Genomic DNA, 16544 nt, shown 5'->3' with positions numbered 1-16544 from the left:
TCAGCTCAGGCGCAGGCGGCTGGCGCCGACCAGCCAGCTATAGATCAGGTACAGCAGCACGGTGGCCAGCAACAGCAGGCCGCCCAGCGCGGTCGCCATGCCCCAGTTGATGCTGGTGTTGGTGTAGAAGGCCACGAAGTAGCTGACCATCTGGTCGTTCGGGCTGCCGAGCAGCGCCGGGGTGATGTAGTAGCCGATGGCCAGGATGAACACCAGCAGGCAACCGGCGCCGACCCCGGCATAGGTCTGCGGGAAGTACACGCGCCAGAAACTGGCGAACGGGTGGCAACCCAGGGAAATGGCCGCACGCATGTAGCTGGGCGAAATGCCCTTCATCACGCTGTACAGCGGCAGAATCATGAACGGCAGCAGGATGTGCACCATCGAGATGTACACCCCGGTGCGGTTGAACACCAGTTCCAGCGGCTGGTCGATGATGCCCAGCGCCATCAGCGCGCTGTTGATCAGGCCGCCCGATTGCAACAACACGATCCACGCCGCCACGCGTACCAGGATCGAGGTCCAGAACGGCAACAGCACCAGGATCATCAACAGGTTGCTCTGCCGGGTCGGCAGGTTGGCCAGCAGGTACGCCAACGGGTAGGCCAGCAACAGGCAAATGCCGGTGATCACCACGCCCATCCACAAGGTGCGGGCGAAGATGTCGAGGTAGATGGCCTGGTCGGGCGAAGTCTTGGCCAGTTCGCCCAGATCGTCGATGCGATGGTCGACCGAGGCCAGCAGGTAGAACGCGGTCACGCTGCTGGTGTTGCGGCGGATCGCCTGCCAATAGGCGGGGTCGCCCCAGCGCTCATCGATGCCCTGCAAGGCTTCTTTATAGGAGGCGGGCTCGCTTTTGAGCGGCAACGCTCTCGCGGTCTTGGCCAACAGGCTGCGGTAGCCGGCCAGCTCCATGTTCAGGCGCTTGGACAGGTCGCCCAGGGTCTGGTTCTTGCGCGCTTCGGCCAGGTCCTGGCTGAGGGCGCGGTAGACGTCTTCGCCCGGCAGGCTGGTGCCGTCCCACTGCTCGATGACCTGCACCGTGCGTGGCAGACCGCCGACCACTTCCGGGTTGCCGACGCTCTTGTACAGCAGCGCCGCGATGGGCACCAGGAACACCAGCAGGAGGAACAGCGCCAGCGGCGCGATCAACGCCTGCGCCTTCCAGCGGTTGACCCGCTCGGCGCGCTTGAGGCGCTGCTTGAGGTTGGGACCTGCACCTTCGTTGAGGGGCACTGCAATGGCCATGACGGACTCCGGAATCAGGAAAAACCAGGCGCGCCGGCCGAGCCGGCGCCCCCTCAGCGCGAAATTACTTCTTCGCAGCCCAAGCGTTGAAACGTTGCTCCAGCTGTTCGCTGTTGTCGGCCCAGAAAGCCACGTCGATCTGCACCTGATTGGCGATGTTCTCCGGCGTGGTGGGCATGTTCTGCTTCACCTCGGCCGACAACAGATCGACCGCCTTGCCGTTGGCCGGGCCATAGGCGATGTTCTCGGAATAGACCTTCTGCTGTTCAGGCTGCAGGGTGTAGGCGATGAACTTCTTCGCCTCCTCGGCATTCTTCGCCCCCTTGGGGATGGCCCAGGCGTCGAAGTCATAGATGCCGCCGTTGAACACCACCTTCAGATTGCTTTCCTTCTGCACCGCAGCGATGCGGCCGTTGTAGGCCGAACTCATGACCACGTCACCCGAGGCCAGGAACTGCGGCGGCTGGGCGCCGGCTTCCCACCACTGGATGCTCGGCTTGAGCTCGTCGAGCTTCTTGAAGGCACGGTCCACGCCCTCCTGGGTGCCCAACACGCTGTAGACGTCCTTGGGCGCTACGCCGTCGGCCATCAGGGCGAATTCCAGGGTGTACTTGGCGCCTTTGCGCAGGCCGCGCTTGCCCGGGAATTTCTTCGTATCCCAGAAATCGGCCCAGCTGGTGGGGGCGGTCTTGAGCTTGTCGGCGTTGTAGGCCAGCACCGTGGACCAGACGAAGAAGCCGACGCCGCAGGGCTGAATGGCGCCTTTCACATAGTCGGACTCGTTACCGAACAAGGCAGGGTCGAGTTCTTCGAACATGCCCTCGTCGCAGCCGCGCGCCAGCTCCGGCGACTCCACCTCGACCAGGTTCCACGACACGCTCTTGGTGTCGACCATGGCCTTGATCTTGGCCATCTCGCCGTTGTACTCGCCGGCGACGATCTTGCCCTTGCCGGCCTTTTCCCATGGCTCGTAGAAGGCTTTGACCTGCGCGGCCTTGTTGGCGCCGCCGAAGGACACCACGGTGAGGTCGGCGGCCATAGCCTGGCCGGCGAGGGTCAGGCCCAGCGCCAGGGCGGTCAGTTTCAACTGCTTGTGCATTATTGTTTTCTCCACGGTAGGACGTTGGTGACAGACACCTTCAATGGGCTTGGGCGACAGGGTCCAGGGCACGGGCGTGCTCGACCGCCCAACCCAGCGGAACCACGTCGCCTACGGCCAGACTCGGGTCGAGCTCGGCGATCGGCTGCTTGACGAAGAAATCGGTCTTGCCGCACACCTCCAGGCGCACCCGTACGTGGTCGCCCAGGTAGATGAATTCGGCCACGCGGCCCGAGAAACGGTTGGCGCACTGTTCGCTGTGGCCATTGAGACGTACCCGCTCCGGGCGGATCGACAGGGTCACCGCCTCGCCCGGCTGGCCGACGTTCACCGCCAGCGCCTCGACCCGCTCGCCACGGCCGAGCTGCACCTGGCAACGTTCGCCGTCACGTTGCAGCAAGGTGCCGTTGAGGCGGTTGTTCTCGCCGATGAAATTGGCGACGAAGGTGTTGCTCGGCGCTTCATACAGCGTGCGCGGGTCGGCGATCTGCTGGATCTCGCCCTGGTGGAACACCGCCACGCGGTCGGACATGGTCAGCGCCTCGCCCTGGTCATGAGTCACGTAGACCACGGTCACGCCCAGGCGCTGGTGGATGTGCTTGATCTCCATCTGCATGTGTTCGCGCAGCTGTTTGTCGAGGGCGCCGAGGGGTTCGTCCATCAGCACCAGTTGCGGCTCGAACACCAACGCACGGGCCAGGGCCACGCGCTGCTGCTGGCCGCCGGAGAGCTGGCCGGGGTAGCGCTTGGCGAAACTGTCGAGCTGCACCATGTTGAGCACGCGCTTGACCCGCTCGCTGATGTCGGTCTTGCTCAGGTTGCGCACGCTCAAGGGGAAGGCGAGGTTTTCGGCCACGGTCATGTGCGGGAACAGCGCGTAGTTCTGGAACACCATGCCGATGTCGCGCTTGTGCGGCGGCACGTTGTTGATCGAGCGCCCGGCAAGCTGGATTTCCCCAGCGGTGGGCGTTTCGAAACCGGCCAGCATCATCAGGCTGGTGGTCTTGCCGGAACCGGACGGGCCGAGCAAGGTGAGGAATTCGCCTTTGCGGATGTCCAGGTTGAGATTCTTGACGATCAGCGCTTCGCCGTCGTAGCTCTTCTGTACGCCGCGAAAGCTGACCAGCGTCTCGCCGACCGCGCCGCTCGAATTCACCTCACTCATACCTGCACCTTTTTATTGGATGACTGCCGTGTGCACAGGCTAGTGGAGGTCTGGAGCGGGGAAAATCGGCGGTGCTGAGAGAATGCCATCATCCGAATGGAAGATTGCGTGTAGGGCGATCCCTACACGCTTGTCGCGTTTGGACAGCTACCTGGCAGTGCCGACCGCCTGCCCCTGGCCGAGGGTCACAGCAGTTTGTGCGCCATGGCGTATTTCACCAGCTCGGCCAGCGAATGCACTTGCAGCTTTTGCATCAGCCGCGCCTTGTGGGTGCTGATGGTCTTGCTCGACAGCGCCAGTTGCTGGGCGATGTCGTTGACGTTGGCGCCTTGGGCCAGACGCTCGAACACCGAGAACTCGCGCTCCGAAAGCAAGGTGTGCAACGGCCGCGAATCGGTCAGGCCGACTTCGAAGATCATCCGGTCGGCCAGCGCCGGGTCGATGTAGCGCCCGCCGGCCGCCACGCGGCGAATGGCAGTGAGCAACAGCGCCGGATCGCTGTCCTTGGTCGCATAGCCCGCCGCGCCGGCCTTCAGCGCCCGGGCGGCCATCTGCGCCTCGTCGTGCATCGACAACATGAGGATCGCCGGCGGGTCGTTCAGCGCACGAATCCGTGCGATCGCTTCCAGACCGCTGACGCCCGGCATGGAAATGTCCAGCAAGACCACTTCGCACGGCGTACCGCGCAGGGTGTCGAGCACCTGCTCGCCATTGCCCGCCTCGCCCACCACTTGCATGTCGCGGGCCAGTCCGATCAGTTGCTTGATGCCTTCCCGAACGATGGTGTGGTCTTCGGCCACCACTACTCGAATCACACGCGTCCCTCCTGTTCCACTGCAATGGCCACGCTCAGGCTGGTGCCTTCGCCGGGCTCGCTGTCCAAGGTCATGCTGCCGCCCAGCATCAGGGCCCGCTCACGCATGCCGACCAGGCCGAACGAGGTCGGCCGCGACGCGTCGGGGCGGAAACCCACGCCGTCGTCGATCACGGTCATGCGCAGCAGCGGGTGCTCGTGCACCAGTTCGATCTGCACCGTGTGCGCCTGGGCATGGCGCATGACGTTGGTCAGCGCTTCCTGCAACACGCGAAACAAACCGGTGGCCTTGGCGTCGCTCAAGACCGGCAGCGATTCGGGCACCCGCACCAGGCAAGGAATCTGCGTACGCGCCTCGAAGCGGCGTGCCTGCCACTCGATGGCCGAGGCGATGCCGGCGTCGAGGATCGGCGGGCGCAAGGCCGTGGCCACGTCGCGCACCAGCTGGAACAGCTGGGCGATCAGGCGCTTCATGCTCGACAGTCGCTCCTGGAGGCCAGGGTCGAGTTCGGCGTAGGCCAGTTCGCACATCGAGACCTCGAGCTTGAGCACCGTCAGCATCTGCCCGAGCTCATCATGCACCTCGCGGGCGATGCGTGCCTTCTCTTCTTCGCGCACGCTTTCCAGGTGCGCCGACAGCTCGCGCAACTGTTCCTGCGAACGTTCCAATGCCTGCTCGGCGCGCTTGCTCTGGGTGATGTCCCAGACCACGCCGTCCCACACTACGCGACCGTCGCCCAGGTGCCGGCTGCTGGCCTGGATGTCGGCCCAGCGCTGTTCGCCCTGGCAGGTGAGGATGCGGCCCTGCCATGACCAATCCTGGTCGTTGGCCAGGGCCAGGTCCTGCACGCGGTGGTAATCGGCGCGGTCGTCGGGATGGACCAGGCCGCGCAGGCCCATGGCCGGGTGCTGCAGACTGGCCGGCGAATAGCCGACCAGCGATTGGCTGCCTTCGCTGATGTAGGGAAACTCCAGGCTGCCTTCGCTGGGATCGCGTTCCAGGCGAAAGACCAGGCCGGGCACGTTGCCAGCGATGCCCTTCAGGCGCGCCTCGCTCTCGCGCAGGGCGGCCAGGGCCCGGCGGCGCTCGGTGACATCGGTGAGGAACACCACCAGGTATTCACCATCGCGAAAGCGCAGGAACGACATCGACAGGTCGACCGGCAGCAGCGTGCCGTCGACCCGCTGGCAGTGGCTTTCGACGTGTTCGATGTCGTCACCGCTACGGGCGCGCTTCCACACCTCCAGCCAGCGGTCCATGTGCAGGCTGGGCTCGACATCGATCAGCGGCCGATCCAGCAGTTCGCCTTCGCGGTAACCGAGCATGCGCTCGGCGGACTGGTTGGCATAGCGCACGTGGCTGTCCCAATTGACCCAGAGGATGCCGATGGCGCTCTGGTCGAGGGAGAACTGGCTCAAGCGCAGGGACTCTTCGCGCATCTGTCGTTCGGTGAGTTTCTCGCGGGTCGCCAGCAGGTGCCGCTCGAGCTGGCGCTGCTGGCGGCGTTGCCAGACCAGAATGGCCACGGCGCACAGCAGCAGCACGCCCAGCAGCAGCGCCAGGTTCTGCCAGAAGCCGGCGGATTCGGCGAAGCGCGGGTACTTGGGCTGCAACCAGCGCTGATGGATCTGCTCCAGCGTCTTGCCGGGCATGGCCTGCACCCCGCGCTGCAGCACCTCGGCCAGCAGTGGCCAGTCGGGGCGCGAACCGATGCGCAGCAGTTGCGGCAGGCCGATGTCGCCGACCACCGCCAGGTCGGCGAACTCGCTCTCCCGCGACAGACGGCTCAGTTGCGCTTCGTCGAGCACCGCATAGGCGGTTTGCCCGCCCACCGTCCACTGCAAGGCCGTGCGCTCGTTGGGCACGCCTTGCAGGTTGAGCTGGGGGTAGTTGCTGCGCAGGTAATCGGCCAGCGTGCTGGGCATGCGCACCGCCACCCGCTCGTCGACGCCCAGGCGTTCCAGCTCCACCGCTACCGCGCCAGTACGCAGGCCGACCACGCGCTGTGGGATACGCATGTAGGGATCGCTGAACAGCCACACGCGCAAGCTGGCCTGGGTCTGGGTCAGACCGGGAGCGAAGTCGATCTCGCCGGCCAGCAAAGCCCGTTCCAGCGCGGCTTGGTCAGTGAAATTGCGCCACGTGAGGTCCAGGCGCAGGGCCTGCGCCAGCCAGGCGACCAGCTCGACGTTGGCCCCATACAACTGCTGTAGACGGCGGTCGAACTGGGCATAAGGCGCTTGCAGCACCAAGCCCACACGCAGGCTGCGGTGGGCGTCGAGCCACTGGCGCTGCGCCGGTTCCAGACTGACCGACGCCGCTTGCGCCGCGGCCGCACCGCTGAGCAGGCACCAGCAGCAGAGCATCAACAGCCAACGAACGGGATTCATCGCTAACGCGCATCCGGGCAAAGGGGTGGCCATCATGCGTGGCCTGGGAAGGAAAATACCATTAGTCTGCGAGGAACATTCTGACGCTGGGTAAGCCGATGTTCTCACTTTATCGTCCGCCGCTGGTGGCCTTTTGCCTAGTTACTGCCTTGTTGCCCGTTGCGCATGCTGTCGATGAACCGGCACCGCCAGCGTCCGAGGCTGCCTCAGCGACACCGGCCACCGCGCCGGCGCCCAGACCGCCCCTGGCCGAGCGCAGTGCGGACGATGCCCAGGCCTTGCAGCGCTTGGTGCCCAAGGACGAGCAGCGTACGCTGCAAGCCGGCAGCGATAGCTTTCTGGCTTTGTGGAAACCGGCCAACGACGCCGAACCCAAGGGTGCGGTGATCATCGTGCCCGGTGCCGGCGAAAGCGCGGACTGGCCCAACGGCGTCGGCCCGCTGCGGCAAAAGCTGCCCGACAGCGGTTGGCACAGCCTGAGCGTCACTCTCCCCGATCTGGTCGCCGAACAGCCACAGGCGCGCAGCGAATCGCCGAGCACCACGCCCGCGCCCGCCGATGGGCAGACGGCGCCGGCCAAGGACACACCGGACGATGCCAACGCCAACGTCGCCCAAGCCACCTCGCCTGAGCCCGACAGTGCCGAAAGCACCGACGCGGCGCAGGCTGGCGACCAGCACCAGCAGGCCGATGCCGAACGCATCTTCGCCCGTTTGAAGGCGGCGATCGCCTACGCCCAGTCGCAGAACGCGCAGACCATCGTCCTGCTCGGGCATGGCAGTGGCGCCTACTGGGCGGCGCGTTTCATCAGCGAACAGCAGCCTGCCGAAGTGCAGAAACTGGTGATGGTGGCCGCGCAGACCCCGGCGCGCGTCGACGACACACTGCAGAGCCTGTTGCCGACACTGAAGGTGCCCACCGCCGACATCTATTACGCCATTCGCGATCAGGACAAACGCGCGGCCGAGCAACGCTTGCAGGCCACCAAGCGGGTCAAGGACAGCCCATATCGGCAACTGTCGCTGATCGCTGCGCCCGGTGACGGTGCGGCGCAGCAGGAGCAGGTGTTCAGGCGGGTCAAAGGCTGGTTGAGCGGGTCGCCGTAAGCGCCGGGGGGCATTGGAATGGCGATTCGCGCCCGTCGGGCAAAGGTCGCCGTCCCTAATGACCTGCGAGCGAGCGGTCGGTGCGCTCACCTGATACGTCGGTGCGCCCTTACAACCCATGGCGCTTGCGCACCACCGCATAGGCCAGATGCAGCTCGCGGGTACGCTCGGTAGCGGCGCGCACCTGGGCGATGCTGGCGCCCTGGCCTTGCAGCTTGTCGGGATGGTGCTGGCTGAGCAGCCGTCGATAGGCCTGCTTGATCGCTCGCGGTTCGCTGCCAGCGTTCACACCCAGCAGACGCAGCGCAGCCGCATAGGTCAGGGCCGGCTTTTCGACCGGACTGGGCCACGCGGTGCTTGGCGCGTAGTCGCGGGCCAGGGCCTGTACCTGCAAGCGCCCAAGCCCCAGCTGCGCCCCCCAATCGGCCACCAAAGCGTGCTCGCGCCGCCCGGCCTTGCCGTCGGCCCATACCATGCGCCAGCAGGCGCGCACCGTGCCTTCGCTGGCATGGGCCTGCTGCTTGATCCGTCGCAAGTGATGGCCCAGGCGGTCCTTGCCGGCCTTGCCGCGGTTGAACGCCTCTATCGCCCGCAGCCGCGCCGGCTCCGACAGATTCAACCGCTGCATTTCATCGCGAGCCTGGCGCACGTGGCTTGGCTCGACGCGCCCTTCGCTCTTGGCCAGCCGCCCCAGCAGCAAGAACAGCAGCTCTTCGTCGCCCAGCGGGCCATGGCCGCGCAAGCGGTCGACCAGGTCGGCCCAACAGCGCACGCGCAGGCGCCGGTCCAAGGCTTGGCCAAGCAGTCCGCCGAGCAAGGCGCCTGGAATGCTCGCCACGGCAAAACCCGCGCTCGCGCCCACCAACGTACTCGGCCACCACATGCTCAAGGCTGCCCGTTGATCAGGCGTTCGGCTTCGGCCAGGCGCTCCGGCGTACCGACGTCGACCCAGCGCCCGCGGTGATGTTCGCCACTCACGCGCCCTTGCTCCATCGCTTGGCGCAGCAGCGGCGCCAGCTTGAAAGCCCCCGGCTGGCAACCGTCGAACAAAGCCGGGTCGAGCACGGAAATGCCGCTGAAGGTCAGATTGGCGGCATGCTCGTCGCCATCCTGCACCTGGCCGTCGAGCAGACGGAAATCGCCGCGCCCGTGATGGCTGGGGTTGTCGACCAGGACCAGGTGGGCAAGACCGCGTAACGGCCGGCGCAGAGCAGCGAAGTCGTAGTCGGTGCAGATATCGCCGTTGATCAGCACGAAGGGCTCGGTGCCCAGCAAGGGCAGCGCCTGGAAGATGCCGCCCCCGGTTTCCAGCGGCTCACCCTCCGGCGAATAGCGGATACGCAGACCGAAACGGCTGCCGTCGCCCAGGTGGTCCTCGATCTGCTGGCCCAGCCAGGCATGATTGATCACCACCTCGGTGAAGCCTGCGCCGGCCAAGGCGCGCAGGTGATGTTCGATCAGCGGCCGTCCGGCCACCGGTATCAGCGGTTTGGGCGTGTGCAGGGTCAACGGCCGCATCCGCTCGCCTTTGCCGGCGGCCAGGATCATGGCCTTCATGGGCGGGCCCCGGCCTGCAGCTCGTCGATCAATTGGCCCAGGGCGGCGAGCTCCGGTCGGCGTTCGATCACTTCCTTTATATAGGCGAAGAAGCGCGGCACGTCGGCCAGGTAGCGCGGCTTGCCGTCGCGGTGGCAGATGCGCGAGAAGATGCCGATGACCTTGAGGTGGCGTTGCACGCCCATCAGGTCGCTGGCGCGCTGGAAGGCGTCGAAGTCGGCCTGCACCGCAATGCCCGCCGCCCGCGCGCGGGTCCAGTAGCTGCGCAGCCAGGTGTCGACCCGCGCTTGCGGCCAACTGACGAAGGCGTCCTTGAACAGGCAGGTGATGTCGTAGGTGACCGGGCCGTAGACCGCGTCCTGGAAGTCCAGCACGCCAGGGTTGGGCGTGCTGAGCATGAGGTTGCGCGGCATGTAGTCGCGGTGCACGAACACCTTGGGCTGTGCCAGGGCGCTGTCGATCAACTGCTGGCTGATCTGCTGCCAGGTGGCCTGCTGGGCCGGGGTCAGGGTCAGTTTGAGTTCGTGGCCGACGTACCACTGCGGGAACAGCTCGATCTCGCGGCGCAGCAGTGCGTGGTCATAGTGAGGCAGGGGCGCCTGCGCAGGCATCTGCTGGAAGGCCAGCAACGCCTCGATGGCATCGCCGAACAGGCTGTCGGCGTTGTGTTCGTCGATCACGTCGAGGTAGGTCTGGCGGCCGAGGTCGCTCAGCAGCAGAAAACCGCGGGCGATGTCCTGGGCATGGATGCGCGGCACGTTGATGCCCGCTTCGCTCAGCAGTTGGTCGATATCGACGAACGGTTGGCAGTTTTCCTGGGGGGGCGGAGCGTCCATGACCACCAGGCTGCGCTCGCCGCCCTGCCAGCGGAAGTAACGGCGGAAACTGGCATCGCTGCTGGCGGCGGTCAACGTTCCCGCGGGGACGGCGCCCCAGCCATTGTTCGCGAAGAGGATCGGCAGCTGCTCATTCAGCCACTCGGTCAGGTGTTGCAGGCGTACATCGTGTTCGGGCATTACATGGGTCTCCGACGGCCCTAGCCGTCAAGCGGGTCATGCTTTATTATCCAGCATCTTTTTCAGACCATCGAGAGGCGTGCGGCCCCCACACGCGGGCAGATGGCACGCAGGAAGCCCGGACTAATAAGATGGCATTGAAATCCCCCGCGTTTCGTAGAAAGTTTCCGTTGCTGGTGACCGGCGGCCTGTTGGCCCTGCAACCCCTGGCCGCGCCGCAGGTGATGGCTGCCGAGCAGTTCGCCTGCCAAGTGTCCGCCTCGGGTGGCTGGGACTGCAAGCCGCAAGCCAAAGACAACCTTCCCCCACGGCCTGTGCACAAGGGCGCCGCGCAAGCCGCCGGTGACCAGGGCGACGTCGCGCAAGGTAGCGACGCCGCCCAAGACAAGCCCGTACTGGTGACCGAGGCCAAAGGCCGCGGCCTGAAGTCGCGCAGCGCCGACTACAGCCACCTCGACTGGGTCCCGCGCGACAAGCTCACCCCCGCGCAACTGGCCGAGACCGGCCCGTACTGCGGTGGCGCCTACGTCGAGCCCAGCCGTCCTGGCATGAACGACACCACGCCCAAGGACGAGTCGCCGACCTACCTCAACGCCAAGGTCTCCCGCTACCAGCAGGAGCAGCAGGTCGCGACCCTGGCCGGTGACGTGGTCATGCGCCAGGGCAGCATGCAGTTGCAGGCCGACGAGGCCAACCTCTACCAGACCGAGAACCGCGGCGAACTCAAGGGCAACGTCAAGCTGCGCGACAACGGCTCGCTGGTGGTCGGCGACCAGGCCGAAGTGCAGCTCGACACGGGCGCGGCCAAGGTCGACAACGCCGAGTACGTGATGCACAAGTCGCACATCCGCGGCAGCGCGCTGTACGCCAAGCGGGCCGAAGACGCCATCATCCGGCTCAAGGACGGTACCTACACCACCTGCGAACCGGGCAGCAACGCCTGGCAGCTCAAGGGCAACAACATCACGCTGAACCCGGCCACCGGCTTCGGTACCGCGACCAACGTCACCCTGCGGGTCAAGGATATTCCGGTGTTCTACACACCTTATATCTACTTCCCCATCGACGACCGTCGCCAGTCCGGCTTCCTGCCACCGTCGTTCAGCACCAGCAGCGACTCCGGCTTCACGCTGGTCACCCCGTACTACTTCAACCTGGCACCGAACTACGATGCCACGTTGTACCCGCGCTACATGACCAAGCGCGGCATGCTGATGGAAGGCGAGTTCCGCTACCTCACCGAATCGAGCGAAGGCCAGTTCGGCGGCGGTTACCTGAACGACCGCAGCGACGAGCGCAAGGACCAGACCGACTACCAGGACCGCCGCTGGATGGTCAACTGGCAGCACAAGGGCGGTTTGGACGAGCGTCTGATGACCGAGGTGAACTACACCGACATCAGCGACCCGTTCTACTTCCAGGACCTGGAGTCCGACCAGATCGGCGTCGAGAGCAAAGACATCCTCGACCAGCAAGGCGCACTGACTTACCGGGGCGACACCTACACCGCACGGTTGAATGCGCATGCCTATGAAATGGCGACCATTTCGCAGATCACGCCTTACAACCGCCTGCCGCAGATCACCCTCAACGGCACGCTGCCGTTCCAGCCGGGCGGGTTGAACTTCGAGTACGAGACGGAAGCGGTACGGTTCGACCGCGATCTGAAAGATGGCCTCGTTTTCAACAAAGACGGCAACCTCGATGACAGTGTCGGCGGCATCGCAACCGGCCAGCGCATCGATGAAAACATCACAGGCATCGCACGGGCCAACGGCACACGGTTGAACCTCGCGCCGTCCATGAGCCTGCCGATGGAAAACAGCTACGGCTATGTCACGCCCAAGCTGAAATACGTCTACACCCAATACGATCTGGACCTGGACGGCCAGGGCAAGGCCCAGGCTCAGGCGCAGTCCTCGCTAGCGGGCTACGGTAGCTACAGCAGCTCGATCGACCGCTCGATCCCGATCCTGAGCGTCGACAGCGGCCTGTACTTCGACCGCAACACCTCGATGTTCGGCACCAACTACCGCCAGACCCTCGAGCCGCGCCTGTACTACCTGTACGTGCCGAACAAGGACCAGAAGGACATTCCGCTCTTCGACACCTCCGAAACCCTGTTCAGCTACGACTCGCTGTTCCGCGACAACCGCTTCTCCGGCACCGACCGCATCGGCGACGAGAACAAGCTGTCGCTGGGCGTGACCACGCGCTGGATCGAGGACAACGGCTTCGAGCGCCAGACCTTCAGCATCGGCCAAGCCCTGTACTTCAAGGATCGCGAAGTGCAACTGCCAGGCATCGACTATCGCGATCGCGAGGGCAGCACGTCGGACGTCTCGCCGTACGCACTGGTCTATGGCTACCGCTTCAACCGCGACTGGCGCTTCAACTCCGATTTCAACTGGGATCCGGACAGCCACAGCACCCGTTCGGGCAGCGCGATGTTCCACTACCAGCCTGAGGACGAGCCGAACAAGATCGTCAACCTCGGCTACCGCTACCGCAATGACCAAGTCGTCTTCGACTCCTCGACCGGTACCTGGAAAGTGGGCGGCGATTACGGCAATCCGGGCGATGCGAACTACGTCAAGGACTACTACAAGATCCAGCAGCACGACTTCTCGGTCATCTGGCCGATCGTCCCGCAGTGGAGCGTCATCGCCCGCTGGCAGCACGACTACAACCGCAACCGCACCCTGGAAGCCATGGGCGGTTTCGAGTACGACAACTGCTGCTGGAAACTGCGCTTGATCAACCGTTACTGGCTCGACTTCGACGATTACAGCCAGGCGGCCCCACAAAACGAGAAGGGTGACCACGGCATCTTCCTGCAAGTCGTCCTCAAGGGCCTCGGCAGCGTAGCTGGCAAGAAAGTCGAATCCTTCCTCGACCAAGGCATTCAAGGTTACCGCGAACGTGAAGAACAAGCTTTTTGATCGCCTCCGCCCAGCGCTGCTGGGCGTCGCAATGCTGAGTGGCGCGGTGCATGCCGCCGTGCAGCCTCTGGACCGTGTGGTGGCCATCGTCGACAACGACGTGGTCATGCAGAGCCAACTGGATCAGCGTACCCGCGAAGTCCAGCAGACCATCGCCAAGCGCGGCGGCGGCGTGCCGCCAGCCGGCGCGCTGCAACAGCAAGTGCTCGAACGACTGATCGTCGAGAACCTGCAACTGCAACTGGGCGAGCGTTCCGGCATCCGCATCACCGACGAAGAACTGAACCAGGCCATCGGCACCATCGCCCAGCGCAATGGCATGTCGCTGGACCAGTTCCGCGCCGCGCTCTCCCACGACGGCCTGTCGTTCGAGGACGCCCGCGAGCAGGTCAAGCGCGAGATGATCATCAGCCGCGTGCGCCAGCGCCGGGTCGCCGAACGTATTCAGGTATCGGAGCAGGAAGTGAAGAACTTCCTCGCTTCGGACATGGGCAAGATGCAGCTGTCGGAAGAGTACCGATTGGCCAACATCCTCATTCCCACGCCCGAAAGCGCCAACTCCGACACCATCCAGGCGGCTGCGCGCAAGGCTGGCGACGTGTACCAGAAGTTGCGCCAGGGCGCGGACTTCGGTCAGATGGCGATTTCCCAGTCGGCCAGCGAAAACGCCTTGGAAGGCGGCGAGATGGGCTGGCGTAAAGCCGGGCAACTGCCACCGGACTTCGCCAAACTGCTGGGCAGCATGAGCACGGGCGACATCACTCAGCCCATTCGCATCCCCAACGGCTTCATCATCCTCAAGCTCGAGGAGAAGCGCGGCGGTACTGCCAACGTGTTGCGTGACGAAGTGCATGTGCGCCACATCCTGATCAAACCCACCGAGATCCGTAGCGACGCGGCGACCGAGCAACTGGCCGAGCGTCTTTACGAGCGCATCAAGAACGGTGAGGATTTCGCCGAGCTGGCGAAAAGCTTCTCGGAAGATCCGGGTTCGGCGCTCAACGGCGGCGATCTGAACTGGGTCGACCCCAACAGCCTGGTGCCCGAGTTCCGCGAGCAGATGGCCTCCGCCGAGCAAGGCGTGGTGACCCGTCCGTTCCGCACCCAATACGGCTGGCACGTGCTGGAAGTGCTGGGCCGTCGCGCCACCGACAGCACCGAGCAAGCGCGTGAGCAACAAGCCCTGAGCGTGCTGCGCAACCGCAAGTACGACGAAGAGCTGCAAACCTGGCTGCGCCAGATTCGCGACGAAGCCTACGTCGAAATCAAGCTGCCTGGCGCCGACCAGGCCGCACAGTGAAGCCACTGCGCTTCGCGCTCACCCCGGGCGAACCGGCCGGCATAGGTCCTGACCTGTGCCTGCTGCTCGCCACCCAGGCCCAGCCCCATCCCCTGATCGCCATCACCGACCGTGACCTGCTCGACGAGCGGGCCACGCAGTTGGGGCTGGTGATCGACCTGCAGTTGGTGGCACCCGGCCAGTGGCCGGACGCACCCGCACCGGCAGGCAGCCTCTACGTCTGGCACACCCCTCTGGCCCATCCTGCGATGGCTGGAAAGCTCGACAAGGCCAATGCGCCTTTCGTATTGGAAACCCTGACGCGCGCTGGCCTGGGCTGCCTGAACGGCGACTTTGCCGGCATGATCACCGCCCCTGTGCACAAGGGCGTGATCAACGAAGGAGGCGTCGCCTTTTCCGGCCATACCGAATTCCTGGCCGAGCTGACCCACACCGCGCAAGTGGTGATGATGCTCGCCACCGGCGACCTGCGGGTCGCGCTGGTGACCACCCATCTGCCGTTGCGTGAGGTGGCCGACGCCATCACTGCCGAGCGACTGGAGCGGGTCACGCGCATTCTGCACAACGACCTGCGTGACAAGTTCGGCATCGCCCAGCCGCGCATCCTGGTCTGCGGCCTCAACCCCCATGCCGGGGAGAGCGGCCACCTGGGCCGCGAAGAAATCGACATCATCGAACCCGCCCTGGAGCGCCTGCGCAGCGAAGGCATGGACCTGCGCGGCCCCCTGCCGGCCGATACCCTGTTTACCCCCAAATATCTGGAGCACTGCGATGCGGTGCTGGCGATGTACCACGACCAAGGCCTGCCCGTGCTCAAGTACAAGGGCTTCGGCGCTGCGGTGAATGTCACGCTGGGCCTACCGATCGTTCGCACGTCGGTCGACCACGGCACCGCGCTGGACCTCGCCGGCACTGGCCGCGTCGACACCGGCAGCCTGCGCGTCGCGCTGGAAACCGCCTACCAGATGGCCGAGAACCGACCATGAACGAGCATTACCAACACCGGGCGCGCAAGCGCTTCGGGCAGAACTTCCTGCATGACGCTGGCGTCATCGACCGCATCCTGCGCGCCATCCACGCCAAACCAGGCGAACACCTGCTGGAAATCGGTCCTGGCCAGGGCGCCCTCACCGAAGGGCTGCTCAACAGCGGCGCACACCTGGACGTCGTCGAGCTGGACAAGGACCTGGTGCCGATCCTGCAGCACAAGTTCCGCCACTGCGACAACTTCCGCCTGCACCAGGGCGATGCGTTGAAGTTCGACTTCAACCAGTTGCAAGTGCCCGAACGCAGCCTGAAAGTGGTCGGCAACCTGCCCTACAATATCTCCACGCCGTTGATCTTCCACCTGTTGGCCCACGCCCATCTGATCCGCGACATGCACTTCATGCTGCAGAAGGAAGTGGTCGAACGCATGGCCGCCGGCCCAGGCGGCGGGGACTGGGGAAGGCTGTCGATCATGGTGCAGTACCACTGCCGGGTCGAGCACCTGTTCAATGTCGGCCCTGGAGCGTTCAACCCACCGCCCAAAGTGGACTCGGCCATCGTCCGCCTGGTGCCCCATGCAACGCCGCCGCACCCGGCCAAAGACCCTGCCCTGCTCGAGCGGGTGGTCCGCGAAGCCTTCAACCAGCGCCGCAAGACCCTGCGCAACACACTCAAGGGCCTGCTCGACAATGCCGCGATCGAGGCTGCTGGCGTCGATGGCAGCCTGCGCCCCGAACAACTCGATCTGAGCGCCTTCGTGCGCCTGGCCGATCAGTTGGCCGCCCAACAAGCCGGCGCCTGAGCGCAACGGTAAGCCCTGCGCATCAGGTGTACCGGTCGGCCCATCGGCTGGTCGGTATCCCCTTCAATGCCCTAGACTGCAACCATTGCCGTTGCCGCCTCTCTGCCCAAGGCCCTT

Annotated in this window: 13 protein-coding genes; 5 read left to right on the top strand and 8 right to left on the bottom strand. The window is 65.1% G+C overall.

Features of this window, described 5'->3' with window-relative positions:
- From AA0Z93_RS09070 to AA0Z93_RS09050, 5 genes are all read right to left on the bottom strand, one after another.
- Window positions 1-1248, bottom strand: coding sequence for an ABC transporter permease (locus AA0Z93_RS09070; RefSeq protein ID WP_413049162.1), 1248 nt, complete (start codon window positions 1246-1248; stop codon window positions 1-3).
- Between the two features lie 64 nt (window positions 1249-1312).
- On the bottom strand, window positions 1313-2347 hold the full coding sequence (locus AA0Z93_RS09065) for an ABC transporter substrate-binding protein (protein ID WP_413049161.1): 1035 nt from the start codon (window positions 2345-2347) through the stop codon (window positions 1313-1315).
- A gap of 40 nt (window positions 2348-2387) precedes the next feature.
- A complete protein-coding gene (locus AA0Z93_RS09060; RefSeq protein ID WP_413049160.1) occupies window positions 2388-3512 on the bottom strand; it encodes an ABC transporter ATP-binding protein in 1125 nt (374 codons plus the stop codon).
- A 185-nt stretch (window positions 3513-3697) separates the two neighbouring features.
- On the bottom strand, window positions 3698-4327 hold the full coding sequence (locus tag AA0Z93_RS09055; protein WP_413049159.1) for a response regulator: 630 nt from the start codon (window positions 4325-4327) through the stop codon (window positions 3698-3700).
- Window positions 4324-6717 (bottom strand): PAS domain S-box protein, encoded by a 2394-nt coding sequence (locus tag AA0Z93_RS09050; RefSeq protein ID WP_413049158.1) that lies wholly within the window; start codon window positions 6715-6717, stop codon window positions 4324-4326. The genes AA0Z93_RS09055 and AA0Z93_RS09050 overlap by 4 nt, the downstream gene beginning before the upstream one ends.
- A 98-nt stretch (window positions 6718-6815) precedes the next feature.
- Between AA0Z93_RS09050 and AA0Z93_RS09045 the strand changes: the two genes are divergently transcribed.
- Window positions 6816-7823 carry an alpha/beta hydrolase family protein gene (locus AA0Z93_RS09045; protein WP_413049157.1) on the top strand — a complete coding sequence of 336 codons (1008 nt, stop codon included), beginning with the start codon at window positions 6816-6818 and terminating at the stop codon, window positions 7821-7823.
- A gap of 109 nt (window positions 7824-7932) precedes the next feature.
- On the opposite strand, the gene AA0Z93_RS09040 is transcribed toward AA0Z93_RS09045, so the two are convergent.
- Genes AA0Z93_RS09040 through AA0Z93_RS09030 form a run of 3 tightly spaced genes read right to left on the bottom strand, consistent with a single transcriptional unit; the run spans window position 7933 to window position 10396 of the window.
- On the bottom strand, window positions 7933-8706 hold the full coding sequence (locus tag AA0Z93_RS09040) for a TerB family tellurite resistance protein (protein ID WP_413049156.1): 774 nt from the start codon (window positions 8704-8706) through the stop codon (window positions 7933-7935).
- A gap of 2 nt (window positions 8707-8708) precedes the next feature.
- On the bottom strand, window positions 8709-9380 hold the full coding sequence (gene murU / locus AA0Z93_RS09035; protein ID WP_413049155.1) for an N-acetylmuramate alpha-1-phosphate uridylyltransferase MurU: 672 nt from the start codon (window positions 9378-9380) through the stop codon (window positions 8709-8711).
- Window positions 9377-10396 (bottom strand): aminoglycoside phosphotransferase family protein, encoded by a 1020-nt coding sequence (locus tag AA0Z93_RS09030; protein WP_413049154.1) that lies wholly within the window; start codon window positions 10394-10396, stop codon window positions 9377-9379. Before AA0Z93_RS09030 ends, murU begins: the two co-directional genes overlap by 4 nt.
- Before the next feature lie 131 nt (window positions 10397-10527).
- On the opposite strand from AA0Z93_RS09030, the gene AA0Z93_RS09025 reads away from it, so the two are divergent.
- The 4 genes from AA0Z93_RS09025 to rsmA are packed head-to-tail and all read left to right on the top strand — an operon-like array spanning window position 10528 to window position 16427.
- Entirely contained in the window at window positions 10528-13338 is a 2811-nt protein-coding gene (locus tag AA0Z93_RS09025) for an LPS-assembly protein LptD (RefSeq protein WP_413049153.1), read from the top strand.
- Window positions 13319-14638: a peptidylprolyl isomerase gene (locus AA0Z93_RS09020; RefSeq protein ID WP_413049152.1), complete on the top strand. Its 1320-nt coding sequence runs from the start codon at window positions 13319-13321 to the stop codon at window positions 14636-14638. The genes AA0Z93_RS09025 and AA0Z93_RS09020 overlap by 20 nt, the downstream gene beginning before the upstream one ends.
- The gene (pdxA, locus tag AA0Z93_RS09015; protein ID WP_413049151.1) at window positions 14635-15624 is read left to right on the top strand and encodes a 4-hydroxythreonine-4-phosphate dehydrogenase PdxA; all 990 of its coding nucleotides are present in this window, start codon (window positions 14635-14637) and stop codon (window positions 15622-15624) included. The genes AA0Z93_RS09020 and pdxA overlap by 4 nt, the downstream gene beginning before the upstream one ends.
- Window positions 15621-16427: a 16S rRNA (adenine(1518)-N(6)/adenine(1519)-N(6))-dimethyltransferase RsmA gene (gene rsmA, locus AA0Z93_RS09010; protein WP_413049150.1), complete on the top strand. Its 807-nt coding sequence runs from the start codon at window positions 15621-15623 to the stop codon at window positions 16425-16427. Before pdxA ends, rsmA begins: the two co-directional genes overlap by 4 nt.
- Window positions 16428-16544 lie beyond the last annotated feature (117 nt).

Origin of the sequence: Pseudomonas phoenicis (assembly GCF_047302395.1) — a bacterium.
In the GTDB taxonomy this organism is placed as follows: domain Bacteria; phylum Pseudomonadota; class Gammaproteobacteria; order Pseudomonadales; family Pseudomonadaceae; genus Aquipseudomonas.
Note: the sequence above shows the minus strand (reverse complement) of the source record. Positions and strands in the feature narration are given on the sequence as shown.

Excerpts from the sequence above, each read along its gene's own strand:
- AA0Z93_RS09030 (WP_413049154.1), bottom strand. The coding sequence starts at position 10,396 with ATGCCCGAACACGATGTACGCCTGCAACACCTGACCGAGTGGCTGAAT.
- AA0Z93_RS09045 (WP_413049157.1), top strand. The coding sequence starts at position 6,816 with ATGTTCTCACTTTATCGTCCGCCGCTGGTGGCCTTTTGCCTAGTTACT.
- rsmA (WP_413049150.1), top strand. The coding sequence starts at position 15,621 with ATGAACGAGCATTACCAACACCGGGCGCGCAAGCGCTTCGGGCAGAAC.
- AA0Z93_RS09025 (WP_413049153.1), top strand. The coding sequence starts at position 10,528 with ATGGCATTGAAATCCCCCGCGTTTCGTAGAAAGTTTCCGTTGCTGGTG.
- AA0Z93_RS09065 (WP_413049161.1), bottom strand. The coding sequence starts at position 2,347 with ATGCACAAGCAGTTGAAACTGACCGCCCTGGCGCTGGGCCTGACCCTC.
- murU (WP_413049155.1), bottom strand. The coding sequence starts at position 9,380 with ATGAAGGCCATGATCCTGGCCGCCGGCAAAGGCGAGCGGATGCGGCCG.
- AA0Z93_RS09050 (WP_413049158.1), bottom strand. The coding sequence starts at position 6,717 with ATGAATCCCGTTCGTTGGCTGTTGATGCTCTGCTGCTGGTGCCTGCTC.
- AA0Z93_RS09060 (WP_413049160.1), bottom strand. The coding sequence starts at position 3,512 with ATGAGTGAGGTGAATTCGAGCGGCGCGGTCGGCGAGACGCTGGTCAGC.
- AA0Z93_RS09070 (WP_413049162.1), bottom strand. The coding sequence starts at position 1,248 with ATGGCCATTGCAGTGCCCCTCAACGAAGGTGCAGGTCCCAACCTCAAG.
- AA0Z93_RS09040 (WP_413049156.1), bottom strand. The coding sequence starts at position 8,706 with ATGTGGTGGCCGAGTACGTTGGTGGGCGCGAGCGCGGGTTTTGCCGTG.